23 protein-coding genes are annotated in these 25,941 nt (G+C 73.1%); 11 read left to right on the plus strand and 12 right to left on the minus strand.

Features of this window, described 5'->3' with window-relative positions; all coding sequences use genetic code 11:
- Positions 1 to 26: 26 nt before the first annotated feature.
- Both IPL61_13615 and IPL61_13620 read right to left on the minus strand, forming a co-directional pair.
- Positions 27 to 740, minus strand: a complete 714-nt coding sequence (locus IPL61_13615; protein MBK9032329.1) for a hypothetical protein — start codon at positions 738 to 740, stop codon at positions 27 to 29.
- 37 nt (positions 741 to 777) lie between these two features.
- A complete protein-coding gene (locus IPL61_13620; GenBank protein MBK9032330.1) occupies positions 778 to 1,401 on the minus strand; it encodes a YbhB/YbcL family Raf kinase inhibitor-like protein in 624 nt (207 codons plus the stop codon).
- Positions 1,402 to 1,467: 66 nt separating this feature from the next.
- Here IPL61_13620 and IPL61_13625 point away from each other — a divergent pair, with 66 nt between their 5' ends.
- Positions 1,468 to 1,911, plus strand: coding sequence for a hypothetical protein (locus tag IPL61_13625; protein ID MBK9032331.1), 444 nt, complete (start codon positions 1,468 to 1,470; stop codon positions 1,909 to 1,911).
- Positions 1,912 to 1,926: 15 nt separating this feature from the next.
- On the opposite strand, the gene IPL61_13630 is transcribed toward IPL61_13625, so the two are convergent.
- Genes IPL61_13630 through IPL61_13640 form a run of 3 tightly spaced genes read right to left on the minus strand, consistent with a single transcriptional unit; the run spans position 1,927 to position 3,959 of the window.
- Positions 1,927 to 3,108 (minus strand): glycosyltransferase, encoded by a 1,182-nt coding sequence (locus IPL61_13630; GenBank protein ID MBK9032332.1) that lies wholly within the window; start codon positions 3,106 to 3,108, stop codon positions 1,927 to 1,929.
- On the minus strand, positions 3,108 to 3,407 hold the full coding sequence (locus tag IPL61_13635) for an STAS domain-containing protein (protein MBK9032333.1): 300 nt from the start codon (positions 3,405 to 3,407) through the stop codon (positions 3,108 to 3,110). Before IPL61_13635 ends, IPL61_13630 begins: the two co-directional genes overlap by 1 nt.
- A 9-nt stretch (positions 3,408 to 3,416) precedes the next feature.
- Positions 3,417 to 3,959, minus strand: coding sequence for an ATP-binding protein (locus IPL61_13640; protein MBK9032334.1), 543 nt, complete (start codon positions 3,957 to 3,959; stop codon positions 3,417 to 3,419).
- 76 nt (positions 3,960 to 4,035) lie between these two features.
- On the opposite strand from IPL61_13640, the gene IPL61_13645 reads away from it, so the two are divergent.
- The 5 genes from IPL61_13645 to IPL61_13665 all read left to right on the plus strand — a co-directional run bounded on the left by IPL61_13645 (position 4,036) and on the right by IPL61_13665 (position 12,223).
- Positions 4,036 to 4,767: a sugar transferase gene (locus IPL61_13645; protein ID MBK9032335.1), complete on the plus strand. Its 732-nt coding sequence runs from the start codon at positions 4,036 to 4,038 to the stop codon at positions 4,765 to 4,767.
- Between the two features lie 391 nt (positions 4,768 to 5,158).
- Entirely contained in the window at positions 5,159 to 5,356 is a 198-nt protein-coding gene (locus IPL61_13650; protein MBK9032336.1) for a cold-shock protein, read from the plus strand.
- Between the two features lie 110 nt (positions 5,357 to 5,466).
- Positions 5,467 to 6,702, plus strand: a complete 1,236-nt coding sequence (locus IPL61_13655; protein MBK9032337.1) for an alpha/beta hydrolase — start codon at positions 5,467 to 5,469, stop codon at positions 6,700 to 6,702.
- A 1,531-nt stretch (positions 6,703 to 8,233) separates the two neighbouring features.
- Positions 8,234 to 10,423, plus strand: coding sequence for a lamin tail domain-containing protein (locus tag IPL61_13660; GenBank protein MBK9032338.1), 2,190 nt, complete (start codon positions 8,234 to 8,236; stop codon positions 10,421 to 10,423).
- Between the two features lie 120 nt (positions 10,424 to 10,543).
- The gene (locus IPL61_13665; GenBank protein ID MBK9032339.1) at positions 10,544 to 12,223 is read left to right on the plus strand and encodes a SpoIIE family protein phosphatase; all 1,680 of its coding nucleotides are present in this window, start codon (positions 10,544 to 10,546) and stop codon (positions 12,221 to 12,223) included.
- Between the two features lie 493 nt (positions 12,224 to 12,716).
- On the opposite strand, the gene IPL61_13670 is transcribed toward IPL61_13665, so the two are convergent.
- Both IPL61_13670 and IPL61_13675 read right to left on the minus strand, forming a co-directional pair.
- Positions 12,717 to 13,652, minus strand: coding sequence for an ArsA family ATPase (locus tag IPL61_13670; protein MBK9032340.1), 936 nt, complete (start codon positions 13,650 to 13,652; stop codon positions 12,717 to 12,719).
- 53 nt (positions 13,653 to 13,705) lie between these two features.
- The gene (locus IPL61_13675) at positions 13,706 to 13,987 is read right to left on the minus strand and encodes a hypothetical protein (GenBank protein MBK9032341.1); all 282 of its coding nucleotides are present in this window, start codon (positions 13,985 to 13,987) and stop codon (positions 13,706 to 13,708) included.
- Between the two features lie 220 nt (positions 13,988 to 14,207).
- Between IPL61_13675 and IPL61_13680 the strand changes: the two genes are divergently transcribed.
- The 3 genes from IPL61_13680 to yacG all read left to right on the plus strand — a co-directional run bounded on the left by IPL61_13680 (position 14,208) and on the right by yacG (position 16,816).
- Positions 14,208 to 14,990, plus strand: coding sequence for an MBL fold metallo-hydrolase (locus IPL61_13680; protein MBK9032342.1), 783 nt, complete (start codon positions 14,208 to 14,210; stop codon positions 14,988 to 14,990).
- A gap of 90 nt (positions 14,991 to 15,080) precedes the next feature.
- Positions 15,081 to 16,586 carry a sigma 54-interacting transcriptional regulator gene (locus IPL61_13685; GenBank protein MBK9032343.1) on the plus strand — a complete coding sequence of 502 codons (1,506 nt, stop codon included), beginning with the start codon at positions 15,081 to 15,083 and terminating at the stop codon, positions 16,584 to 16,586.
- Between the two features lie 2 nt (positions 16,587 to 16,588).
- Positions 16,589 to 16,816 carry a DNA gyrase inhibitor YacG gene (gene yacG, locus IPL61_13690; GenBank protein MBK9032344.1) on the plus strand — a complete coding sequence of 76 codons (228 nt, stop codon included), beginning with the start codon at positions 16,589 to 16,591 and terminating at the stop codon, positions 16,814 to 16,816.
- 46 nt (positions 16,817 to 16,862) lie between these two features.
- Here the strand turns inward: yacG and IPL61_13695 are convergent, their stop codons facing one another.
- Both IPL61_13695 and IPL61_13700 read right to left on the minus strand, forming a co-directional pair.
- Positions 16,863 to 17,096 (minus strand): hypothetical protein, encoded by a 234-nt coding sequence (locus IPL61_13695; GenBank protein ID MBK9032345.1) that lies wholly within the window; start codon positions 17,094 to 17,096, stop codon positions 16,863 to 16,865.
- Between the two features lie 300 nt (positions 17,097 to 17,396).
- On the minus strand, positions 17,397 to 19,169 hold the full coding sequence (locus IPL61_13700; GenBank protein ID MBK9032346.1) for a sigma 54-interacting transcriptional regulator: 1,773 nt from the start codon (positions 19,167 to 19,169) through the stop codon (positions 17,397 to 17,399).
- 239 nt (positions 19,170 to 19,408) lie between these two features.
- Here IPL61_13700 and IPL61_13705 point away from each other — a divergent pair, with 239 nt between their 5' ends.
- Both IPL61_13705 and IPL61_13710 read left to right on the plus strand, forming a co-directional pair.
- Positions 19,409 to 20,614, plus strand: a complete 1,206-nt coding sequence (locus tag IPL61_13705) for an RtcB family protein (protein ID MBK9032347.1) — start codon at positions 19,409 to 19,411, stop codon at positions 20,612 to 20,614.
- A 512-nt stretch (positions 20,615 to 21,126) separates the two neighbouring features.
- Positions 21,127 to 22,146, plus strand: a complete 1,020-nt coding sequence (locus IPL61_13710) for an RNA 3'-terminal phosphate cyclase (protein ID MBK9032348.1) — start codon at positions 21,127 to 21,129, stop codon at positions 22,144 to 22,146.
- Between the two features lie 145 nt (positions 22,147 to 22,291).
- Here IPL61_13710 and IPL61_13715 read toward each other — a convergent pair whose 3' ends face one another.
- Genes IPL61_13715 through IPL61_13725 form a run of 3 tightly spaced genes read right to left on the minus strand, consistent with a single transcriptional unit; the run spans position 22,292 to position 25,838 of the window.
- The gene (locus IPL61_13715; GenBank protein MBK9032349.1) at positions 22,292 to 23,575 is read right to left on the minus strand and encodes a universal stress protein; all 1,284 of its coding nucleotides are present in this window, start codon (positions 23,573 to 23,575) and stop codon (positions 22,292 to 22,294) included.
- A gap of 13 nt (positions 23,576 to 23,588) precedes the next feature.
- Positions 23,589 to 23,978: a PilZ domain-containing protein gene (locus tag IPL61_13720; GenBank protein ID MBK9032350.1), complete on the minus strand. Its 390-nt coding sequence runs from the start codon at positions 23,976 to 23,978 to the stop codon at positions 23,589 to 23,591.
- 39 nt (positions 23,979 to 24,017) lie between these two features.
- On the minus strand, positions 24,018 to 25,838 hold the full coding sequence (locus IPL61_13725; GenBank protein MBK9032351.1) for a hypothetical protein: 1,821 nt from the start codon (positions 25,836 to 25,838) through the stop codon (positions 24,018 to 24,020).
- Positions 25,839 to 25,941 lie beyond the last annotated feature (103 nt).

The raw sequence follows: 25,941 nt of genomic DNA on the forward strand, positions 1-25,941 counted from the left end.
GCGGTCGCGCGGGCCGCCGCGATCGGTCAGGGCGCGCGCACGCGCACGACGGTGGTCGGCCGCGACCACGCCGACATGCGCCCGTCGGTGCCGAGCCACGCGAACCGCAGGCGGGAGCCGGCCAGGACCGGGCCGGGCCCGCCCGAGCAGCCCTTGCCCGCGTAGGTGTCGCGGACGATGCGCTTGGCCACCGGCGCGGCGGCGGTGAACCACGGGCCGGCGCCCACCAGCTCGGCGATCAGCGTGGCGTCGGGCGATGGCGCCGCGAGCGCGAGGTCGAGCACCATGTGCGAGCCCGGCACGCCGTACGCGGGCTGGCCAGCGCCGCCGGCCGCGGTCGAGGTCAGGCGCTTGACCCGCGGCGCGGCCAGCGCGCGACGCGCCGTCGGCACCTGGTGCACCATGGCGATCACCGCGCTGGCGTCGTCGAGCACCTCGAGGTCGCGCGCGGTCGTCGTCGGAAAGCGCCAGCGCTCGATCCCGTCGCCGAGGTAGTCGACCGCGGGCGTGAGCGCGGTGCCGTCGGTGGTGCGCACGCGCAGCTCGGCGGCCGCGCCGCCCTGCTTCATGCCGCCGTAGTCCGGCTCCATCGACTGGGTCACGAGCAGGCCGCCGTTGCCGGGGATGGTCGCGCCGTCGGGCGTGCCCAGCCGCAGGTGCGCGCGCATCGGCGGCGGCTGCGGGCAGGCCCAGGCGGTCGCGGTGGTGGCCAGCACGGCGCAGACGAGGAGCGTCTTCATCCGCCGATGGTACGCGCCAGCGCGGCGAACGATTCAATCACGGCGTGAAGGTCGCGGTCAGGGTCGCGCTGGCGGTGTCGTGGGCGGTGATCGCAGCCAGGACCTGGGCGCGGGTCGACGCCAGCGACAGGCCGGGCAGCGGGTTGGCGTCGACCGCGTACAGCGCGAACTCGTAGGTGTGGGTCGTGCCCGGGCACGGGCCCAGGTAGCCGCGGGTCTGGCCGTCGTAGGCCAGCGGCTGCTTGGCGCCGGGCACGTCGAGGGGCTCGGCGAGCTTGTCGACGTCCTCGGGCAGCGCCGCCAGCGCGCCGGGCACGTCCCAGATGATCGCGTGGACCAGGTTGTTGCTGCGATCGGTCAGCACCACCGCGTAGCCGGGCGCGGTCGGCCCGCCGGTCCAGGCCAGGGCCGGCGACACGTTGGTGCCGCGGCACGAGAACATGGGCGGGATGACCCCGCCCTCGGTGATGACCGGGCTGATGAGCGCGAGCGTGCCCGCCGGTGCGTCGGCGCCGGCGCCGTCGGGCGCGGCCGCGTCGGGCTGCGTCGGGGCGTCGCCGTCGGCGTCGACCGCCGCGGCGTCGGTCGCGGTCCCGGGGCCGTCGTCGCCACCGCAGGCGAGGGTGGCCAGCATCAGCGAAGCGGCGACGGCGGTGCGCATGCCCTGGCGTCGCATCGAACCCGCCCGATGGTCAAGCGATCCGGCCCGTGTGTACAATCTCGGGTGATGACCTCGACCGCCGCGCGGCCGACTGCAGAATCGGCGGCGTCGCGGTGGCGCTGGCGCGGGCTGGTGGTCGGGTTCGCCGCGCTGATCGCGTACGGCTTCTACCGCGAGTGCCGGCAGGGCGAGGAGCAGCGCGCCGACGCCGCGCGGGCGCTGGCGTGCGCGGTCGGGCCGCCGCCGGTGGCCGCGGCCGCGGTCGAGGCCCGCTACTGGAAGGTGCGCGAGCTGGCCCGCGCGCGCGGCAAGCACCACCCGCAGATCTGTCGCAACACGTTCTGGAACGCCGGCGCCTACCACGGCAACGCGTCGAGCCGCGCGGTCCAGTTCGGCCTGCGCCGGGTCGCCAAGCTGCTCGAGGCCGACGACGCGAGCCTCGACGACGCCGCGGTGCTCGACGAGCTGCGCCGGCTCGTCGTCGAGGCGACGTTCGATCAGCCGCGCTGACCGGGGCTGCGCGGGTCACGTCGGTGCCGCGAGCGCGGCCCGCAGCACGTCGGCCAGCGCGGCGGCGCTCGCGTCCCAGCCGCCGCGGGCGCCCCGCGCCGCCACGGCCTCGGGGACGTACGGCTGCGCCAGCGCGCGCGCGAGCGCGGCCGCCAGCGCCGGCGGTCGCCGCGCCGGGACCAGCTCGCCCAGGAGCGGGTCGTCGATCAGATCGGGCACGCCGCCGACCGCGGTCGCGACCACCCGGCGGCCGCTGGCCAGGGCCTCGAGCACGACGTTGGGCGTGCCCTCGGCCCAGCTCGCCAGCGTGAGCACGTCGCACGCCGCCATGTACGTGGGGATCTCGGGCAGCGGTCGCGGGCCCGCCGCCACGATCCGCGGATCGGCGGCGGCGGCGGCGGCGACCGCGGCCCGCTCGTCGCCGCCCCCGACGATCACCAGCCGGGCCGCGGGATCGTCGACCTGCGCGAACGCCGCCAGCAGATCGAGCACGCCCTTGGCGGCCTTGAGGTTGCCGACGTAGACCGCGATCCGGGCGTCGCGCGGCAGCCCCAGCGCCTGGCGGGCCGCGGCGCGATCCCGCGGGTGGAACAGCTCGGCGTCGACGCCGTTGCGCACCAGCGCGATGCGGTCGCGCGCGACCCCGAGCGCGGCGACCTCGTCGGCCAGCGCCTGGCTGACCGCGACCACCCGCGCCGCGCGCGGCAGCGCCCACGCCAGCTGGCGCCGCGGGCCCGGCAGCTTGGCGTTGACGTTGATGTCGGAGCCGTGGAGCTTCACCACCGCCGGCACGCCCAGGAGCCGGGCCGCGACCACGCCCGCGAAGCCGTCGGGGTAGGCCCACGACGCCAGCACCACGTCGACCGCGCCGCGGTAGCGCACCAGGTGCGGCGCCAGCGACGCCACGTACAGCGGCCCCCAGGTGCCGTGGCCCAGGCGCGGCACGAACAGCGTCCGCGGGTGCCGGACCGGCAGGCCGTCGATGATCTCGCGCGCCGGCACGTCGGTCAGGCGGCCGGCGCTCGACCAGCGCTTGATCAGGCCGGCGCCGGGGAACGACGGGATCGTCGCCAGCACGTCGACGATGTCCGCGTGCCGAGCCAGCGCCGCGAACTGCTGCCGGTTGAACGGCGCCGACAGCGGCTCGGCGGCGTTGGGGAAGATCTTCGTGACGATGAGGACGCGCGGGCGCCGCACTACTGCAGGAACACCTTGTCCATGCGCAGCAGCTTGAAGATCGCCAGCGGTTGGTCGCGGGCGTTGACGACGTGCACCTGGCCGCCGACGGCGCGCACGCGCTTGTAGAGCGCGACCAGCCCGGCGACGCCGGAGCTGTCGATCAGATCGAGGCCGGCCAGATCGACCGTGACCTGCTTCCGCTTGGCCTCGACGATCTGCTCGATGGTCGTGGCGAGGGTCGGGGCGGTGAGCACGTCGAGCGTGCCGCTGATGCGGAGCGACGTCGCGTCGTCTTGGTCACTGCGGACAATGTCGATGGGCACGTTTCACCTTTGCGCGGTACGGGTTGCCGGCGGGTCTTGATCGGCCGGCGCGTCTACGTCGGCGGTGTCGTCGCGATCTGCCGGCGCGTCTTGATCGGCGCGGGCCGGCCGTCGCTTGGTCAGCCGCCACAGGTTGGGCGGGCCCGGCTCGTAGTCGACGGTGTCGAGCATGGCCCGCGCGATGTGCAGGCCCATGCCGCCCTCGGGCAGCGCGTCGAGGTCGGGGCTGGCGACGTTGGTCGGGTCGAACGCGCGGCCCGGATCGACCAGCTCGACCGTCAGGCTGTCGTCGTCGGCGATGATCCGCAGCTCGACCTGCGGCTCGATCAGGCCGGCGCACGCGTGCAGCGCGACGTTGTTGTAGATCTCGGCGAAGGCCGACACGACCGCGACGTCGAACGGATCGCGGACGTCGTAGCCGACGCCGAGGTCGTCGCCGCTGCGCTCGCCGCGGACCAGCCGGCAGGACTCCGCGACCAGGCGCACCGCGAGCGCGCGATGCCGCAGCGAGCACGGCGCGGTCAGCCGGATCAGGCGCGACTCCATGGGTGTCGACCATACCAGATCTGTGCGCCGGTCGAGGGCTGCGGCGCCCGCGCCGCGCGTGGTACGGTCCCGAGCGATGCACCGCAGTGTCCGCTTGGTGAAGCGCGCGATCGACCTGGTCGGCTCGGTCGCGGGCCTGGCCTTGACCGCGCCGCTGATGCCGATCATCGCCGCGGCGATCTACATCGACTCGCCCGGCCCGGTGCTGTTCCGGCAGCGCCGCGCCGGCGGCCTGCGCGACGTCAAGTACGAGGCCGGGGTCAAGCGCTTCCGCTTCCACGAGTTCGAGATGCACAAGTTCCGGACCATGCGGCCGGACGCCGAGCGCTTCACCGGCGCGGTGGTCGCGGGCAAGGACGATCCGCGCATCACCCGCGTCGGCAAGTTCCTGCGCAAGTCGCGCCTCGACGAGCTGCCCCAGTTCTGGGACGTGCTGCGCGGCGAGATGAGCCTGGTCGGGCCCCGGCCCGAGCGGCCGGAGCTGATCGAGAACCTCGCGTACGCGATCCCGTTCTTCGAGGAGCGCATGCGCGACGTCAAGCCCGGCATCACGGGGCTGGCGCAGGTCTCGCTCGGGTACACCGGCGAGGTCCCGGCCGGCAGCGAGATCGAGAAGCTGGCGTCGACGCTGCAGAACCCCTACGACCTCGACGAGACCAAGGGCGCGCTGGCCGACGACATGCGCATCAAGCTGCTCTACGACCTCGCGTACACCGCGTCGCTCGAGGATCTGAAGACGTACCTGGCGACCGAGCTGCGCGTGATCGCGATGACGCCGATGGTGATGCTCCGGGCCGTCGGGCGCTGAGCGTCAGCGGCTTGGTCGGCGGGGCGGTGCGTGGGACGCGGTGGTCCGTCGTTGCCCCGGACCAGGCCGGCACCTCGATGGGCAAGGCCCGACGGGGCTCCCGGGCTGGCTCCTGGATCCGGATTCTCCTGCGGCCCTGGCCCGTGCGGCCCCCTGGCGCCTGACCGCGCCGCGCCGCGCCGCCTGCGGGGCCTGGGCGCCGAAACAACAGCGGTCCCGGACCCGGGCGCAGACCCTGCGCGTGGTCGGCGGTCGACCGAGTGCAGGCATGTGGTCACAGCGCTTGCTGTCGGCGAGCCTTGTGCCATGCTGCGCGTCTGGGTCGCACACGTTGACCGCACGACGACGTTGTCGAGCGGATGCGGCCCTGAGTTCGCAGGAGAGTGTGCAAATGGCTGAAGGTTCTATCAAGCGGCTTACGGACAAGGGTTTTGGCTTCATCTCCAACGCCTCGGGTACCGATGTTTTCTTCCACATGTCGGCCGTCGAGGGCGTCCGGTTCGAGGAGTTGCGCGAGGGCCAGAAGGTCTCGTACAACGAGGGCCAGGGTCCGAAGGGCCCGCGCGCCGAGAACGTCCGCCTCGTCTAGTCGCGGCTGACGACGCGACGCCACGGGCGTCGCCGAGGGCGGGGGCCGCGTTCGAGGCGGCCGATTCATCGGCGTTGTGTGGGAGGCGGGCTTTGGCTAGGGTGCGCGCCGTGCGCTCCTCCCTGGTCTTGTTCCTCGCGCTCGCCGCCTGTGGCGGCGACGACGCCGGCACCCTCGACGCCGCCGCGTCTCCCGACGCGACGGGGTCACCCGACGCTGCCGCGGACGCGACGCTGCCGCCCGACGCGTCGTCGGGGACGGTCGTGCGCGTGCACTACCCGGCCGGCGCGCGCACGGTCACGCTGCGGGGCTCGGGCGGGCCGCTGTCATGGACCACCGGCGTGGCGCTCACGCCCGGCGCCGACGACACGTGGACGTTGTCGACCGACGCGCTGGCCGCGCCGATCGAGTTCAAGCCGCTGCTCGACGACGCCACCTGGGCCCGCGGGCCGAACTACCACCTCGCGCCGGGCCAGACGCTCGATCTGTATCCGCACTTCACCGCCACCGCCGGCCGGGTGGTCACGGTGGTGGGCAGCTTCCACTCGACCGCGCTCAACAACAACCGCACGATCCGGGCCTACCTCCCGGCCAGCTACGACGAGAACCCGCGGGCCAGCTACCCGGTCCTGTACATGCACGACGGCCAGAACCTGTTCGATCCGAGCACCGCGTTCGGCGGGGTCGAGTGGCGGGTCGACGAGACCCTCGACGCCGCGGGCGAGGTCGGCCGCTGCGGCGACAGCACGGCGTGCACCGACGACGCCGGGTGCACCGTCGGGCTGTGCCTGACGACTCGCGAGACGATCGTGATCGGCATCGACAACACCGGCGGCCGCATCTACGAGCTGACGCCGACGGTCGACAGCTCGATCGGCGACGGCGGCGGCGGCGACGCCTACCTGACGATGGTCGCCACCGAGCTCAAGCCGACCGTCGACGCGATGCTGCGCACCGCGCCCGGCCCCGCCGACACCGCGATCATGGGCTCGTCGCTCGGCGGGCTGGTGTCGGCCTACGCCGGCGTGACCCGCCCCGGCGTGTTCGGGCTGGTCGGCGCGATGAGCCCGTCGACGTGGTGGGACGATCGCGTGATCCTGGCCCGGGTCGCCGCCACGCCGGCCGCGCCGCGGCCGCGCCGGGTCTACGTCGACTCCGGCAACGCCGGCGCCAGCATGGACGACGTGACCAACACCAACATGCTGGCCCAGCGCTACGCCACGCTCGGCTACGTCGAGGGCGTCGACCTGCACCACGTGGTCCAGAGCGGCGGCGTCCACAACGAGGCGTCGTGGGCCTCGCGCTTCGGCGGCGCCGCGTTCTTCCTGATGGGCGCGCGGCCGTGAGGCGATAGCAGCGGCGCGCGCGCCGCGGACCCGCGCACGGCGACGATCCGGCCGCCGCGCGACGCGGTCGTCGCGTCCGCCGAGATCAGATCGTCGAACCACCTCGCGGGCGACTGTGCCACGGGCGCGGCGCGGTGGTCGCAGCCGGACGCCCGGACAGGCGTGCGCGTCCGGCCCTGGGCGGGCCTCGGCCGTCTCTGTCCGGAATTCGGACGTCCGGCCGGACGCGGCGGCGCAAGTCGGCGACGTCATGAGTGGGCGCGCGTGGCCTGGGCCTTGCTGAGCGACCGAGGGCGCGCGGTGGTGCGCGCGGAGGAGGGAGCCATGCGGTTGCGAGCGATGTTGATGGGGTGTGTGGTGGTCGTCGGGTGCGCCGAGCCAGGGGGGCCGGGCGGCGGTCCGGGCTACGAGCGCGAGATCCGCGGGGGCGATCGACACGATCAGATCGTGCTCGGGATCGCGCGCGATCGGGTCGATCTCGATCGGGTGCGGGCGAGCGCGCCGGCGCTGCGCGAGGTGCTGGGCGATCTCGGTGGGCGCGACTTCTCGACGTCGGTGCACGTGATGCCGACCGCGGGCGCGGGCACGCTCACGACGGTGTTCGGGCAGCAGCAGGTCGAGGGGGTCCCGGTGCGCGGGGCCTACGTCTACCTGGCCAGCCGCGCCGGCGCCGACGGCGAGCGGCTGCTCGCGTCGAGCTACCACCTGTACCAGGGCGCCCAGGTCGCGATGGCCCCGACCGTGGCGCGCGGCGCCGCCGAGCGCGACGCGCGCGACCACCTGCGGGTCGCGCCGCAGGCGCCGATCACCGGCGACCTGGCGATCTGGCCGATCGACGGCGAGCTGCAGCTGACCTGGGAGCTGGTCGCCGAGGGCAGCGAGCTGCGGGCGCTGGTGATCGCCAGCGGCCCGCGGGCCGGGCGGGTCGAGGTGGTCGACGATCGCGCCTACTACACCAGCGGCCGGGTCGGCGGCTGGGTCGCGGTCGGCGGCGCGCCGGGCGGCCGCGGGCGCGCCACCGAGCTGGCGCTCGCGTCGACCGAGGTCACCGCTGGCGCGGCCGCCGCGGTGACCGGCCGCGACGGCCGCTACCTGCTGGCGGCGGCGGACGGCGCGACCGTGACGACCCGCCTGCGCGGCCCGGCCGCGACCGTGGCCGATCTGTCCGGGCCGGCGCTGACGGCCAGCGCGCCGGCCGCGCCGACCGTCGACCTGACGCTCGGTGGCGCGACCGGCGAGGCCACGCTGGCCCAGGCCACGGCCTACTACTACGTGACGCGCACCTGGCAGTTCCTCGGCGACAACGGCGTCGCGCCGGCGTCGCTCGGCGCGCCGTTGGCGATCAACGTCAACCTCAACAGCACCTGCAACGCGTACTTCTCGCCGGTCGCGCGCACGATCAACTTCTACCGCTCAGGCGGCGGCTGCAAGAACAGCGCGGAGGCGTCGATCGTCGCGCACGAGTACCGTCACCGTCGACCACACGTTCGGCGGCATCACCAACGGCGGCCTGTCCGAGGGCTGGGGCGACGTGCTGGCGTGCCTGGAGTTCCAGGGGCCGGTCGTCGGCGGCGATCTGTTCGACGGCGACCGCATGATCCGGACCTGCGACAACAGCTACCGCTACCCGGCCGGTGGCACCGACGAGGTCCACGCCCTGGGCCAGGCCTGGGCCGGGTTCGTCTGGCACGCCCGGGCCAACCTGATCGCGGCCGAGGGTGAGACCGCCGGCGACGCGCGCGCCCGCGCCCTGGTGCTCCCGTCGCTGCCGTCGAACGCGCCGCGGATCCCCGAGGCGGTGCGCGAGGTGTTCCTGCGCGACGACGACGACGGTGATCTCGGCAACGGCACGCCCCACTGGGACCTGCTCTACGCCGCGGCCGAGCGTCACGGCCTCGGCTTCGTGGTCGCGCGCGATCCGGCGCCGCCGGGCGCGGTGGTCGACCTGCTGAGCACCGCGGTGACCACGACCACGGTCCGGATCATGTGGACCGCGCCCGGCGATGACGGCGCCCACGGCACCGCCGCGCGCTACGACCTGCGCTGGTCGACCGCGCCGATCACCGAGGCCACGTTCGCGAGCGCGACCCCGGCGCCGGGGCCGGCGCCGGCCGCGGCCGGGACGCGCCAGACCGCCGAGCTCGAGGTGCCGCCGGTCGGCACCGTCTACGTCGCGCTCGAAGCGATCGACGAGCTCGGCAAGACCGCGGCGCTGTCCAACGTCGTCACCGTGGCGCTGCCGGACCCGCAGCCGGTGTACGAGGACGGCGCCGAGCGCGGCCTCGGGGCCTGGACCGCGGACGGGCTGTGGCACGTGTCCGGACGCCGGGCCAGCGCGGGCGCGGCGGCGTTCTGGTACGGCGACGAGACCAGCGGCGACTACGACCGCGGCGCGCCCCACCGCGGCTCGCTGGTCTCACCCGTGATCGACCTGACCGACGTCGCGGCCCCACGCCTGGCCTACGACGAGCTGGTCGACGTCGAGAGCGCGGCCGATCGCGATCTGCTGCGGGTCGAGGTCGTCGACGTCGACGATCCGACGGTGGTGGTCGCCGTCGACAAGCGCACCGGCTCGACCGCCGGCGCGTTCTCGACCCGGCTGGTCGCGCTCGAGGGCCTGGCCGGGCGGCGGGTGCAGGTCCGCTTCGCCTTCGACACCGTCGACGCCAACGCCAACCGCGGCCAGGGCTGGTTCGTCGATCGCGTCCGGGTGTTCGGCGCGCGCGCGCCCGGGCCCGGCGTCGGGCTGATCATCAACGAGGTCCTCGCCGATCCGCCGGCGGACTTCGACGCCAACGGCGACGGCGTGTTCTCGACCCGCGGCGACGAGCTGATCGAGCTGGTCAACGTCAGCGACACGGCGCTCGATCTGTCCGGCGTCACGATCGCGGACGCGGTCGCGGTCCGGGCCACGCTCGCGGATGGCACCCGGCTGAGCCCGGGCCAGGCGCTGGTGGTGTTCGGGGGCTCGGCGCCCGCCCTGCCGGGCGTGATCACCGTGGCGACCGCGGGGCTGTACCTCAACAACAGCGGCGACGAGGTGTTCGTGCGGCGCACCGACGGCGAGCTCCTCGCCGAGCTGCGGTTCGGCGCCGAGGGCGGGCTCGATCAGTCGCTGGTCCGCCAGCGCGACGGTGACCCCGCCAGCCCGTTCGTCGGCCACCGTACCGTGGCCACCGCGCCGGCGTCGCCGGGCCTGCGCAGCGACGGCGCGCCGTTCGGCGGCGGTGGGGCGCCGGCGCGGCTGCTGATCAACGAGGTGCTGGCGGACCCGCCGGTCGGGTTCGACGCCAACGGCGACGGGGTGGCCAGCGTGACCGAGGACGAGTTCATCGAGCTGGTGAACGTCGGCGCGGCCCCGCTCGATCTGGGCGGCGCCACCGTGGCCGACGCCACGATGATCCGGGGGACGTTCGCCGCGGGGACCACCCTGGCACCGGGCGCGGTGCTGGTCGTGTTCGGAGGCGGCGCGCCGGCGCTGCCCGGCGTGGCCACGGTGGTGATGGCCCCGCTGCAGCTCAACAACGGCGGGGACCACGTCACCGTGCGCGCGGCGAGCGGGGCCGCGCTGGCCGAGGTCGAGTTCGGCCCGCTCGGCGGCATGGATCAGTCGCTCGTGCGCGCGCCCGATGGCGAGCACGCCGCCGAACTGGTCCTGCACGGCACGCAGTCGCCGCTGCCGGCCTCGCCGGGCCGACACACCGACGGACGACCGTGGTGACCGCGCGCTGATCCGCGTCGTGCTGGAATCTTTCAGCGAGAGCGGAACCGCGTCGTCGGGGCGCTGTGTCGCCCCGGTGGTTTGACCCCTCCGACCCGCGAGCATAACATCTGAAGCTCAATGGCTAAGCGGGCCGGTCTGAGCATCTCGGTCAAGATGATCTTGACCACGACATTCCTGATCCTCCTCACGGTCGTGGGGTTCGGGGCCCTGAACGCGTGCAACATCCGGAGCGCCTACGACCAGTCGGCGCGCGAGAAGACCGAGAACTTCCGGCAGTCGCTCAAGAGCAAGGGCGCGACGACCACGCAGGTGTTCGCCAAGGCGCTCGAGAAGTTCCTGATCGACAACCAGGACTCGGAGATCCAGCAGCTCGTCGACCGGACCGTCCGGCAGGACGAGGGGCTCCGCCTCGTCTACGTGCTCGGCCGCGACCAGAACCTGATCGCCTACTGCAAGGTCCAGCGGGGCAACGCCGAGCTGTGCGACGCGAGCGGCTACCCGCCGGGCATGCACGTGCCGGTCAAGCACAAGTCGTGGGAGAAGGTCCTGACGGAGTGGACCGCGCGGGCCGGCGCCAACAACGCCGACCCGCTGGTGGTCATCGACAACATCGGCGAGGACGGCAAGCTCGAGGCGTTCGGCTTCCCGGTGTTCGTCGGCGCCGAGCCGACCGCCGCGGCGGCGATCGCGACCGACCCGGGCGAGAGCCGCCAGGGCTACGTGGTGTTCGGCTACGACCTGGCTCCGATCGACGAGTTCGCCGCGCTCAGCGCCCAGCAGAAGGACAAGGCGTCCCGCGAGGCCGCGATCCGCACCGGCGTCGTCGGCCTGCTGTTCGTGCTGATCGGGACGCTCCTGGCCATCTTCCAGGGGCTGCAGATCTCGAAGCCGATCAAGCTCCTGTCGTGGAAGGTCGACCAGATCGCCCGCGGCGACCTGGCCGCGCGCGTCGAGGTGCGCTCGACCGACGAGATCGGCATGCTCGGCGAGAACTTCAACTTCATGGCCGACCAGCTGACGATCTTGCTCCAGCAGACCGCCGAGAAGGCGACGATGGAGAAGGAGCTCGAGGTCGCGCGCACGATCCAGGAGACGCTGGTCCCGCCCAACGAGCCGATCGACAAGGGCGTGTTCAAGTTCGCGGGCTACTTCCAGCCGGCCTCGCAGTGCGGCGGCGACTGGTGGACCTGGCACGAGATGGTGGGCGACAAGATCCTGGTCGTCATCGGCGACGTCACAGGCCACGGCGTGCCGTCGGCGATGATCACCGCCGCGGCCAAGGCCGCGTGCGACGTGGCCCGGTCGGTCCACGGCGACGACCTCGAGCCGTCGCTCTTGCTCGAGATCATGAACTCGGCGATCTACCAGAGCGCCAAGCGCAAGTTCGTGATGACGTGCTTCGCGTCGACCATCGACGTGAAGAAGCGGACGATCACGTACTCCAACGCCGGCCACAACTTCCCGTACCTGTACCGGATGGGCGAGAACGGCGGCGAGTTCGGCTCGCTCATGATCCGCGGCAACCGCCTCGGCGACCTGAAGGAGTCCAAGTACGAGGTCAAGACCACCGACCTCGCGCCCGGCGACATCCTGGTCTGGTACACCGACGGCATCGTCGAGTGCGAGAGCAGCACGGGCGAGGAGTACGGCGAGAAGCGGTTCCGCGCGTCGGTGCGTCGGGCCGGGGCGCTCGACCCCGGCGAGATCCGGGACGCGGTCGTGACCGACGCCGCGAACTTCTTCGGTGATACCGTCCGCAAGGACGACATCACGCTGGTCATCGGCAAGATCTTCTGACCGCTGGGCCCCGCGCATGCGGGGATGGAGGGCGGCGGGGCACCCGGGCCGAGCGCGCGAGTGCCGATCGAGATCCCACGTGGGAGATCGGGCAGATGCCCGGCCGAGATCCCACGTGGGAGTTGTCCGTCCGGCCGAGATCAGATCCCGTGAGCCTGGGGATGCCGGGCGGGTTGCTCCGCCGAGATCCCACGGGGAGGTGCGTGCCGGGGGACGTCCGGCCGGCCCATGGAGATCCCCGAGGAGGTGCCCGTCCACGTGGGGGGACGCACGCCGACGTCCGACGGAGACGTCGGGTCCGGGGGTGTCCGAGATCCCACGTGGGGATCCTGCCGTGGGAGATGCGCAGTGCTGCCCGGCCGAGATCCCACGAGGGAGGTGTCCGGTGGGAACGCACGCCGAGGTCCGGCCGGACCACGTGGGAGATCGTCCGGGCCGAGATCCCACGAGGGGTGTCGGGGAATGGTACCAGCCCGACCCAGCCCAGCCCAGCTCAGCTCAGCGCGAGCTCGACCTGGGCCGACAGCTCGGCGATGTCGCTCGGGCCGAGCGCGACCCGCGGCAAGAACGGCAGCAGCCGGGCGGGGGCCGCGGGTATCAGCGTGGCGATCTCCGCGATATAGCGCTCGCACAGGTGGCGGCGCCCGCGGGCCAGCGCCGCGTGCCCGCTCATCGCGGCCAGGGCCGGCGCCACCGGCGGCGTCGCGGCCAGCGCGTCGGCGACCCGGGCCGCGGGCGAGGCCGCTGGGAAGTGGTCGGGCGCGACCTGGTTGACGACCACCCGCGCCGGCTCGACGCCGAGCGCGGTCAGCTTGGTCGCCAGCTCCGACGCCTCCATCACCGGCATCTCCTCAGCCAGCGTCACCAGCACCGCCGCGGTGCGGGTCTTGTCGCGGAGCAGGGCCTGGACCGTGCGCGCGTCGCGGGTCAGCGGACCCTCGGGCACGGTGTCGACGATGACCCACGGGATCCGCAGCATCGACAGGCTGTGGCCCGACGCCGGCATGTCGAACACGACCGTGTCCCAGACCGGCTTGCCGCGCTTCTCCTCGGTGGTGTGGAACCAAGCCTTGCCCAGCACCGCGTAGTCGTCGAGCCCGGGGATAGCGCGCAGGAACGCCTTGGTGATCCGGTTCTCGAACACCATCTGGTAGACGGTCTCGAACTTCAGGATCATCAGGCCGTACTCGTGGAGCGCCTCGGCCGGGGTCGTGTTGATGCCCCACAGGTTGGGGCCGAGCTCCGACAGGGCCGGGGTCAGCTCGTCCTTGCCGAAGTACGAGCCGTGGCGATCGCGCGCGTTGGACTGGTACAGCAGGGTCTTGCGGCCGCGGCGCGCGCACGCGCTGGCGATCGCGGCGGCGACCGTCGAGCGGCCGACGCCGCCCTTGCCGAGCACGAGGATGAGCCGCCGGTCGAGCAGGGACACCGCGGCGGACCTTACCGGAACCGCCTGCGGAGTCCAGTGCGCGCCGCCCCCACCTACTCGCCCGGCTGCTTCATCGGGAACAACGGCTCGCCGTGGATCTCGAGCTTGTAGACGCTGTTCTCGGTCTCGACGTAGATCATCTTGCCCGCCGGCTCGCCCAGGACCCGCTTGACCGGGGTGGTGATCATGCGGTGCCCGTGGGGATCGCGGAAGATCACCATGCCGCGGCCGACGATCGGGAAGCTGATCAGATAGCCCGTGTAGACGCGCCCCAGCCCAGCCGAGGTGCGCTCGACGCTGTGGTCGCGAATCTTGCGGGCTGTGACGCTGACCATCGCCGTGGCCGTGAGCTAGATTCTACCCACAAGCGCGACCATCGTCACGTAAACGATCGCAGGGGAGCCACCCATGGCACAGCGCGGCACGGACAGCGAGCGCCCGTCGCCGGATCCCGGCGACGACGGAATCGACCAGATCTACGCGGAGATCCGGAGCCGGATGGGTGTCGGCGCGGGCCTCGATGGGCCCCGGACCGAGGTCGCCCCTGGGATCTCGATGATACCCCTCCGGACCCCGACGCTGCCGCCCGCGACCCACACCGGCTGCTACCTGGCGGGGCAGCGGGCCGTCGTCGCCATCGACCCGGCGTCGCCCTGGCCCGACGAGCGCGACCGCCTGAGCGCGGCGCTCGACGGCACGCCCGTGACCATGATCGTGCTCACGCACCACCACGGCGATCACGTCGGCGGCGCGGTCGAGCTGGCCCGACGCACCGGCGCGCCGATCGCCGCCCACCCGGCCACCGCGGCGCGCCTCGGCGATCGAGTGCCGATCACCCGGGCGCTGCTCGACGGCGAGGTGATCGAGGTCGACGCGGTGCGGCTGCGGGTCCTGCACACGCCCGGGCACGCGCCCGGTCACCTGGCGCTCCAGGACGAGGCGTCGGGCGCGGTCATCGCCGGCGATCTGGTCGCCGGCGTCGGCACGATCCTGATCGACCCCGGGCCGGGCGAGGGTCACATGGCGACCTACCTGGCCACGCTCGAGCGCCTGCTGGCCCTGGGCGTGGGTGCGCTGCTGCCGGCGCACGGGCCGATGATCGCCGATGGCCCGCACAAGCTGCGCGAGTATCTCGCGCACCGGCGGATGCGCGAGGAGCGGGTCGCCGCCGCGCTGACCGACGCGCCCGCGCCGGCCTCGGAATTGGTCGCGATCGCCTACGCCGACACGCCGCCGGCGCTGGCGCCGATCGCCCTGCGCTCGCTCCTGGCGCACCTCGTGAAGCTCGCCGAGGACGGGCGCGCGGTCACCGTCGCGGATCGCTGGCGACGGGCGTAGACCGCCGAGCCCCGTCCGCTATAGTGACGAACCGTGGTCGACCTTCGCCGCTTTCGCGACTTGCCGACCCTGGCACTGATCCGCGAGCTGATGCGTCGGTGGTGGGGCCTCGAGCTGGCCTTCGCCGATCCCAAGGGCTACGTGCTCGATCACGCCGACGGCAAGATCTTCCCGTCCCAGAACGAGCTGTGCCGGCTGGCGCTCTTCTCCAAGGAGGGGTTCCGCCGCTGCAACGAGAGCGTCAAGGTCGTCAGCGATCACCTCCGGGCCGGGCGCGCGAGCGGCCCCGGCGAGCCGCCGACCGCGTTCGTCCACGAGTGCCACCTCGGCTTCGACGTCGTCGCCGCGCCGCTGTGGTTCGGCGGCGAGCTGGTCGGGTTCGTGTTCACCGGCGGCAGCGTCCGCGCGCCGTACGCGCCGATCGGCAAGGCCGAGCTCCTGCGCAAGGTCCGCGAGTTCGCCGATCTCGAGGGCGACGGCGAGCGCGCGATCGCCGACATCCCGCAGCTGACCGAGCCCGAGCTCGAGCACCTGCGCGACCTGATCGCCGCCGCGGCCGCCGAGTGCGTGCGCGCGGCGCCCCGGTTCGTCGGCTCGGTCACGCCGGCGCCCGGCCACCCGTTCAGCGAGATCGTCGGGGCGAGCCCGGCCGTGCGCGACGTGATGCGGCTGCTCGAGAAGATCGTCAAGAGCGAGTCGACCGTGCTGATCCACGGCGAGAGCGGCACCGGCAAGGAGCTGGTCGCGCGCGCGATCCACTACCACGGGCCCCGCGCCAAGAAGCCGTTCGTGGTCCAGAACTGCTCGGCCTTCAACGACAACCTCCTCGAGAGCGCGCTGTTCGGCCACGTCCGCGGCGCGTTCACCGGCGCGGTCAAGGATCAGCACGGCCTGTTCCAGGTCGCCGACGGCGGCACGTTCTTCCTCGACGAGATCGGCGACATGTCCGCGGCGCTGCAGGTCAAGCTCCTGCGCGTGCTGCAGGAGGGCACGTTCACGCCCGTCGGCGGCACCAAGCCGGTCAAGGTCGACGTCCGCATCATCGCGGCGTCGCACAAGGACCTGGCCGGCATGGTGGCGCACCGGCAGTTCCGCGAGGACCTGTTCTACCGGGTCAACGTCCTCAAGATCACGCTGCCGCCGCTGCGCGAGCGCCCCACCGACATCCCGACCCTGGTCGAGCACTTCGGCCGCAAGCACAAGCGCGCGGCCGGGGTCGCGCTCGAGGACGTGCCGCGGCCGACCGACGCGGCCCTGGCGATGCTGGTTGGGTACCCGTGGCCTGGCAACATCCGCGAGCTCGAGAACGAGATCGAGCGCGCGCTGGTGCTAGGCGGCGACACCACCGAGATCGGCCCCGAGCTCCTGAGCCAGCGCATCCGCGACGCGGCCGCGGCGCCCCCGGCCGCGCGGACCGCGCCGCGCGAGCTGACCGGCACGCTGCGCGACGTGGTCGAGCAGGTCGAGTCCGAGGTGATCCTGGCCGGGCTCATCCGCACCCACTGGAACAAGTCCCAGCTGGCCAAGGAGCTCGGGATCTCTCGTAGCTACCTCATCCAGAAGTGCGCGTTCTACGGCCTCGAGCGCAAGGACTGACGGTGGCGGAGCGGGACGCGCGCCGGGGCCGATGCCCGGGTTGCCAGGCCCCAGTGCCGGCCGCGACCCCGGGGACTCCCGACCCGTTCCCGTTCTGCTCGGTGCGGTGCCAGCTGATCGATCTCGGTAAGTGGCTCGATGAGGACTACCGGATCGCCGACGGCGAGGATCAGTCGGGCGGTGGGGTCGACGGCGCCCCGGCCGCGGGTGAGGGCCCTGGTCGTGCTTGATGTCGCGTTCCTGTCAAAAAGTCCTTTACCAAGGTAGGCGCGACGGTTAGTTTCCGCCGATGCGCTTCACCTCCACGCTCGCCTTGATTCTCGCCACGATGTCGGTCGCCGCTTGCGGCGGCGACGACGGTGGTCCCTCCGTGATCGACGCCCGCCGCATTGACAGCGGCGGCGGCGACACCCCCGACGCCCCAGCGTGCACCGTGCCGACCACGATCACTGAGGGTGTGGTCGAGGGCGCGACGGGCAACTCGGCCGTGCTGAAGGTCATGAACAGCATGGGTGCGCTCAGGTACGTGTGGAACTGGATTCCCACGGAGCACGACCCGTCGAACACCAAGGTCGACTTCTTCCAGCTCGTCTATCCCGTTCCGGCGACAGGTCGGCACTCCCGGGCGATCGGTCATCCGGCACGTCCACCCGATTGCTGGGCGCTCAACGGTGACGCCGAGATCGTGAACGGCACGATCATGGAGACCCAGCTGTTCTTCCCCGACACGGGTACCATCACGATCACCGACGCTGGCGACGTGGGTGGCGGCCGCTTCCAGGCGACGATCTCGGGCGCCCAGTTCAACCACTACGACTGCCCGGCCGGCGGTGGCAACTGCACCCTGGTCATGGACAACTGCAACGTCACGATCTCCAGCCTGACGGTCGACGTCGCCGTGACCGCGCCTTCGATGGGCACGTCGCGGCCCCGATGTCCAGGCGCCGGAGTTCCGGTCCACCCGCGCCGCGCCGCTAGTTCGCCCCGGCGCGCGAGGTGCTCCCACCGGAGCTGCCAGCGCGCCAGGTACTTCCGGAGCCGGTCGGCGTCGTTGGTGGAGGTGCGGCGAGCGCGGGACACGGCGAACAGCCGGCGTCCCGCCTCCGACAGGCTCGGTGCGTCCGCGCAGACCGCGAGGACCGCCTCGAGCTGGACCCGATCGAAGGCGTCCAGCTCCTCGGCGCGTGCGCCCAGCGCGCGCGCGACATGGTCGACCCCGGTCTCGGCGGCGGCCCGGCCGTGCCACAGGCCGCGGAGTCGTTCGACCTCGCGCGCGGCGGTGGCGACGTCGATGTGACCATCGGGCGCGAGCGTCGCCATCCGCCGGACCGCGGCCGCGAGGTCGCGGAAGTTCCCCGGCCAGGTGGCGGCCGGGCTCTCGGCGAACGCGAGGAACTGCGCGCGCGCGTCCGCGGTCATCGTGACCCGGCGGCCGCGCTCCGCGCTGGCCCGGGCCAGCTCGTGGTCGAGGTTGGGCGCCAGGTCGGCCCGGCACTCGGCCAGGCCCGGGAGCCGGAAGGTCCACAGATCGATGCGGGCCAGGAGGTCGGCGCGGAACCGCCCGGCCGCCCCCTCGGTCGCGAGGTCGCGGTTGGTCCCGGCCAGCAGCACGAAGTCGCTGGCGACCTCGTCGTCGGCGCCGACCGGCCGCCAGCGCTTGGTCTCGAGCACGTGGAGCAGCAGCGCTTGCTCGCTCGTCGCCAGCTCGCCGATCTCATCGAGGAACAGCGCGCCGCCGTCGGCCGCGCGCACGTGGCCGGCCCGGGCGGTGGCGGCGCCGGTGAACGCGCCCTTGACGTGGCCGAACAGCGCGCTCATCGCGCCGTCGCCACGCAGGGTCGCGCAGTTGACCTCGACCAGGGGCCCGGCCAGCTGATGGCGCTGGCGCTTGAGCTGGTAGACGCGCTGGGCCAGCCGCGACTTGCCGGCGCCGGTCGGCCCCAGGAGCAGGATCGGATCGCGGCCGCCGACGGCCACCGCCTCGAGCTCGGCGATGAGCTGGTTGTAGCTCGGCGACCGGGTCGCGATGCCGTCCTTGAGCAGCGCCTGGCTGGTGGCGTGCTCGCGCTGGAACCGAGCGGCGAGGCCGGCGTAGCGGGCCAGGTCGAGATCGATCAGCTCGTGCCGGCCGATCGGCGTGCCGGCGCCGCTGCGACCCGGGCTGGTCTGGACCAGGCGCGCGGGCAGGTGGCGCGACTCGACCAGCAGGAACAGGCAGATCTGGCCGACGTGGGTGCCCGTGGTGATGTGGACCAGGTAGTCCTCGTGCTCGCGATCGAACGGGTACGCCCGCGCGAAGTCGTGCAGCGCCGCGAACACCTCCTCGAAGTCCCAGGGGTCGCGGATCGTGAGCTGGCGCGGCACGACCTGGGTGTCGGGCGCGATCTCGGCGAGATCGGTGACGACCTGCTCGAGCACCGGCCCGGAGGCGCCGCCGTGCCACAGCTCGAGGCGATCGATCGGCAGATCGGGCTGTCGGCACAGCGACACGGTCGGCCGCCAGCGGGTCCAGCGCCGGTCGCGGGCGCCCGCATCGAGGCTGGTGCCGAGGAAGCCGAACACGACGAGCCGCTTGCGAGCCATGGCTAGCGGCCAGGATAGTACATTATAAATCTGGATAGAACCTTGGATCGGAGTCGATGAGATTTCAATGTCTTGCGGATTTCTAGCGCTGGCATGATCGGTGCTCTAGCTGGTTGGCGAAGGGAAGGATGACCATGACGACCACGATGACCCACGACCTCCAGCCCCCGACGGCGACGGCGACGGCGGCGACGACGACGGCGACGACGACGACGGCCGCGCCGCGCGCGTACGAGACCATGAACGTCCCCGGTGGCGTGCCGGTCAAGTCGTGGACCCGGGGCGTCCCGTTCGAGGCCGAGGCCAAGGCCCAGCTGACGCGGGTCGCGAGCCTGCCGTTCATCCACAAGTGGGTGGCGGTGATGCCCGACGTGCACTCGGGCAAGGGCGCCACGATCGGCAGCGTGATCGCGACCAAGGGCGCGATCATCCCGGCCGCGGTCGGCGTCGACATCGGCTGCGGCATGATCGCGGTGCGCACGTCGCTGACGGCGTCGGACCTGCCCGACGATCTGGCGCCGATGCGGTCGGCGATCGAGGCGGCGGTGCCGCACGGCCGCACGGCCAACGGCGGCCCCGGCGATCGCGGCGCGTGGCACGACCTGCCGACGGCGCAGGCCGAGGCGTGGGCGGCGCTGGCCCCGGGCTTCGCGGCCATCGTCGAGAAGCACGCCAAGATCGGCCGCGGCGTGGCCCCGCAGCACCTCGGCACGCTCGGCACCGGCAACCACTTCATCGAGATCTGCCTCGACGAGCTCGATCAGGTCTGGGTGATGCTGCACTCCGGCTCGCGCGGCGTCGGCAACCGCGTCGGCAGCTACTTCATCGAGCTCGCGAAGCGCGACATGCGCCAGTGGTTCGTGAACCTGCCCGACGATGATCTCGCGTACCTGCCCGAGGGCACCGAGCACTTCGTGGACTACGTCCGCGCGGTGTCGTGGGCCCAGGACTACGCGCGGGTGAACCGGACGCTGATGCTCGCGGCCGTGCTCGCGGCGGTCCGCGGCCTGGGCGCGCTGCCGGCCTTCACCGTCGACGCCGAGGCGGTCAACTGCCACCACAACTACGTCGCGACCGAGCGGCACTTCGGCGCCAACGTGCTCGTGACCCGCAAGGGCGCGGTGCGCGCGGGCCTGGGTGAGCTCGGCATCATCCCGGGCTCGATGGGCGCCAAGAGCTTCATCGTGCGCGGCAAGGGCAACCCCGAGAGCTTCTGCTCGTGCAGCCACGGCGCCGGCCGGGCCATGTCGCGGACCGAGGCGAAGCGGCGGTTCTCGGTCGCCGATCACGAGCTGGCCACGGCGGGCATCGAGTGCCGCAAGGACGCCGACGTCGTGGACGAGACGCCGGCGGCGTACAAGGCGATCGACGCGGTGATGGCGGCGCAGGCCGACCTGGTCGAGGTGGTGGCGACGCTGCGGCAGGTGGTGTGCGTGAAGGGGTAGGGGCGAGGGCCGGGGCTGGAGGCGACTCCAGGCCCGGCCGGTTCTGTTTTCGATCTCGATGTTCTTCGATCGGGAGCCGGACCCCGATCTGGTTTTCCGGCTCCGGCTCCGGTTCCGGTTCCGGTTCCCGACCCCGATCCCGGCTCCGGTTCCGGCTCCGGTTCCGGTTCCGGTTCCCGACCCCGGTTCCGGCTGCGGTTCCGGTTCCCGACCCCGATCCCGACTCCGATCCCGACTCCGATCCGGATCCCGACTCCGACTCCGATCCCGATCCGGATCCCGACTCCGACTCCGATCCCGACTCCGATCCCGATCCCGACTCCGATCCCGATCCCGATCCCGATCCCCGATCCCGATCCGGATCCCGACCCGACTCCGATCCCGATCCCGATCCCGATCCCGATCCCCGATCCCGATCCCGATCCCGATCCCGATCCCCGATCCCCGATCCCGATCCCGATCCCGATCCCCGATCCCGATCCCCGTTCCCCTACGCTCCAAGGACCAATCCCATGTTGACCATCGATGGCGCCCACGGTGAGGGCGGCGGCCAGATCATCCGCAGCGCGCTGGCGCTGGCGCTCGCGACCGGCACGCCGTTCGCGATCGAGCGGATCCGCGCGGGCCGCGCCAAGCCGGGCCTCCTGCGCCAGCACCTGACCTGCGTCGAGGCCGCGCGCGCGATCAGCGGCGCCGAGGTCACGGGCGCGCGGCTGGGCTCGGGCGCGCTGACGTTCGCGCCGGGGCCGCTGGTCGCGGGCGATCACCGCTTCGACGTCGGCTCGGCCGGCAGCACGCTCTTGGTGGCGCAGGCGATCGTGCCGGCGCTCCTGGCCGACGGCCGCGCGTGGTCGCTCGAGCTGGGCGGCGGCACCCACAACCCGGCGGCGCCGTCGTTCGACTTCTTCAGCCGCGCGCTGGCGCCAGTGCTGGCGCGCATGGGCGCGCCGGTGACCGCGACCCTGGACGTGGCGGGCTTCTACCCGGCCGGCGGCGGGCGGGTGCGCCTCGCGGGCGCGGCCGGCGCGCGCCTGGGGCCGCTGGTGCTCGAGGACCGCGGCGCGATCCACGGCCGCCAGGTGATCGCGACCGTCGCGCGGGTGCCGGCCTCGGTCGCCGAGCGCGAGCTCGCGACGGTCACCGAGCGGCTCGGCTGGGATCGCGCGACCGGCGTCGTGGCCGAGGTCCGCTCGCCGGGCCCGGGCAACGTCGTCGCGATCGTGGTCGAGGCCGCGCACGTCACCGAGGTGTTCACCGCCTACGGCGCCCGCGGGATCGCGGCCGAGACCGTCGCCGCGGCGGCGGCGCGCGAGTGCGCGGCGTACCTGGCCACCGCGGCGCCGGTGGGCGAGCACCTGGCCGATCAGCTGCTGGTGCCGATGGCGCTGGGCGGCGGCGGCCGCTTCGTCACGGTCGCGCCGACGCTGCACACGCGCACGCAGATCGATCTGATCCGGCAGTTCCTCGGGGTCGAGGTCGGCGCGGTCGATCGCGGCGACGGCACCTGGCTGGTCACGGTGCCGACGCGCTGAGCTCCCGAGGGCCTGTCGCCAGGTCCTCGCCCGTCGGGGGCAAGCCCCGACGAGGCCCCCACCCGAGACCGCCCGAGACGCGAGACACCCGGCGCGCCGACCGGCGCTCGATCGGCACAACCTACTGGTGCTGAGCGCGCGGCCGCTACTCGGTCGGCGGCCGCAGGATCAGGACCGGGCGCCGGCACGTGCGCAGCACCTTGTCGGCGACCGAGCCCAGGAGCACGCGCGAGAGCCCCGAGCGCGCCCGCGACGCGATCACGACCACGTCGGCGCCCAGGCGCTCCGCGGCCTCGCCGATCGTGACCGCGGCGTCGTCGCCGGCGATCACGTGCGCGTGCACGGTCACGCCGGCCTGACCCGGCGGCGTCAGCGCCAGCAGCTCCCGCTCGGTCTCGGCTGGATCGCGGCCCTCGTGCTCCTCGTCGCGGACGTGGACCAGGTGGACGTCGCCGCCGCGGGCGCCGACGAGCGTGAACGCGTACGGCACGGCGTGGTTGCCGAACTCCGACAGATCGGTCGCGACCACGACGGTCTTGAAGCGCGGCACCACCGCGACGCCGAGCTGGCTGTTGGTCGGCACGCACCAGACCGACTGCTTGGCGTCGTGGATCAGCACCGACGACACCGACGACAGCCGGCCGATGCCGCCCTTCTGGCGGGTGCCGACCACGATCAGGTCGACCTTGGCGGCGTCGGCGATCTCGAGCAGGTGATCGCCGATGCGCCCGAGCCCGGCGCGGAACCGAAACTCGACCGTGCCGGCGCCGGGCAGGTCGCCCAGGCGCCGCTCGAGGTCGCGCCGCAGGAACTGCTCGAGCGTCGGATCGGCGTCGACCATCGACTGGGTCCGCAGGCCGTAGCGGCGGGCGGTCTCGTCGGCGTAGTAGACGTGCCCGGCGACCACGTCGACCGGTCCGAGCGCGCGCAGGCGGTGGAGCTGGCCGATCGCCGGATCGCAGCTGGCCGACTCGTCGAGGCCGATCATCACGCGCAGCGCGCGTCGCCCGGCCGCCCAGGCCTCGAGCGGCGCGGCGTCGCGCACGATCAGCACCGGGATCGTCGCCGACGACACGACCCCGCCCGAGGTGCCGCCCAGCGACATCAGCGAGCGATCGCCGTGGCCGCGCGAGGACACCACCAGCAGGTCGCCGCCCTCGGTCTCGGTGGTGGCCACCAGGGACTCGACCGCGGGGCCGGCGAGCATCTCGATGCGCGCCGCCGGCACCCGGTCGGTCGACGCGGCCGCGATGCAGCTGGCGAGGTGATCGCGGGCGGTCGCGGCCGCGGCGTCGTGGTCGTCGGCGTCGCGGTCGAGCACGTGGGTGATCACGAGCTCGCGATCGCCCCGGAGCCGCGCCAAGGCGAACGCCGCCTTCACCGCCTGGTTCGCGTTGTCGGATAGATCGGTGCCACAGACGATGGTCATGACGCCGCCAATCCTACTCCGCCTGCGCCGGCACGGCCTCGTCCAGGTACGCAATGCGGCCGATCAGCGCCATCAGGCGGCGGCGGGCCGCGGTGGACGCGCCGACGAAGCGGACGCCCATGCCGGGGTCGATCGCGCCGAGGCCGGCGGGGTTGCGCCACGCGACCTCGCCCTCCAGCTCGATCGTGGTGTCGTCGTCGTCGACGATCCGCAGCCGCAGCGCGGTGCCGACCGGCTCGGGCTCGGCGCAGCGGACGAACAGGCCGTCGGCGCTGACCGAGGTCGCGCGCGCGAACAGGTACGTGCCGTCGCAGCGCGGGTCGACCAGCACGTCGATCAGCACCTCGATGCGGGTCGACGAGCGGCGCTCGAGGCCCGACCTGGCGGTGGCGCGGCGGACCATGGCGCGGTCATACCGTGGGCCCGGCCCCGCTCCAAGGGCTCACTTCAGGATCAGGCGGCCGATCTTGACGCGGTTGTTGCTGTCCTTGTCGCCCTGGGACACCGGCATGTTGCGCCAGTTGGGGTTCGAGCCCGTGAAGAAGCCCACGTAGACGGTGTACGCGCCCTTGTTGAAGCTGACGTTGCCGGCGTTGACCGAGAACCTGTCGACGATGTAGTCGCCGGCCTGCCAGAAGCTGGTGGCGCACCGGCCGCGGATCGGGTCGTGATCGCCGTTGAAGCGCTGGCCGCCGTCGAAGTGGGCGAACACCCGCCACGACCCGGCCACGGCCTTCTTGACCCGGTAGAACAGCGTCATCTCGAACGTGTCGCCGCGGCCGACCGCGGCCGGCATCTTGACGCCGATCAGCTCGATCGTGTCGTCGTAGACCGCCGACACCGGCGTGCCGATGTCGGCCGGCGGCGCGCGCAGGATCGCCGTCGCGATCGGGTTGTGGTCGCGGCCGCCGGTGACCTGGTTCGACAGGAGCAAGGTCTGGGTGTTCGAGTCGTCGAGCACGTAGTACTCGAGCCCGTCGGCCTTGGCCTTGTGGATCGCGCACAGCTCGCCGGCCGGGGCCATCGCGAACACGCGCGTCGGCTTGCGCAGGTACGAGATCAGCGCCTCGCGGTTGGCGAGCTCGTCCCAGGCGCCGCCGGCGTAGTAGCGCGGGGCGTTGCCCATCGCGCCCATGATGCCGAGCGTGTCGCCCGGCTTCTTGAGGTCGCGGTACTGCGAGAAGATGTGCTTCGACGACAGGTTCTGCGACAGGCCGCGGTGCCAGCCGTGGGTCCAGAACAGCGCGATCACCGCGAGCATCGCCAGCGCGGCGGGCGCGCCGTAGCGCGCGGTCGCGGCCACGCCCGAGTCCTCGAGCGCGCCGCCGCGCTCACCGGCCGCGCGGCGCGGGCGCCACAGCCACAGGTCGAGGGCGAACGGCAGGGCCGCGCCCAGCCCGAGCACGAACAACCACAGCTTGGTCGGCAGCCCGAGCAGGTGGGCCTGGGTCGGGTACTTGACCGCGTCGGCGGTGCCGAACGTCAGCGAGGTCATGCGCTCGGGGAACGCCTCGAGGTCCTTGCCCAGCACCACCGCCGCCAGCAGCACCGCGAGCCCGGCCACGCTCCAGGCCATGGCCCGGAACCGCGCCGGCTCGGTCTGGGCCTCGGCCCGCTGCTGGTAGAGCTCGTCGATGAAGATGCCGACCGCGACCGCGCCGGCCGGGAACCCGGTCCAGACGACCGGCCCGACCTTGCGCGCGAACACCGCCGCCACGATCCACGCCGCCGCGGCCCACGCGAACACCACCGCGCCGGCGAACCGACGGCGCGCGCCGACCAGCCCGCTCGCGAGCGCGCCCAGCGCGATCAGCACGAGGCCCGCCGCGGGGAACATGCCGAAGCCGGCCTGCTCGAACAGGCCGTCGTAGGTCGACAGCAGGTTGTCGTCCTTGCGCCACAGCCCGCCGAGCGCCGACGACCAGCAGTCGGCGGTGAGGATGCTGTGATCGGCGACCTGCCGCGTGCCCGGGGTGCGCGGGCCGAGGTCGAACACCTGGGCCGCGATCCAGATCGCCAGGCCGGCGGTGGCGATCGTCGCGACCGCGATCGCGGTCGTGCGCCAGGGATCGATGCGCGGCCACGGCGGGCGGACGCGCTTGCGATCGACCGCGCCCCACAGCGCGCGCAGGCCGAGCCCGGCCTCGGGCAGGGCGAACGCGCCGGCGAAGGCGATCGCGGCCAGCGGCGGCAACAACCCGACGAACGCGCCGCTGCCGTGGAACGCCAGGTGCCCGCCCAGGGCCAGCGCCGCGGCGGCCACCGCGAGATCGAGCGCCAGGATGAGGCCGGACCGACGGCGCGGCGCCGCGACCGCGGCCAGGGCGTAGATGATGAGCGTGCCGCCGACCGCGCCGGGCAGCTCG

The sequence above is a fragment of the Myxococcales bacterium genome, assembly GCA_016717005.1.
In the GTDB taxonomy this organism is placed as follows: Bacteria; Myxococcota_A; Polyangia; order Haliangiales; family Haliangiaceae; genus UBA2376.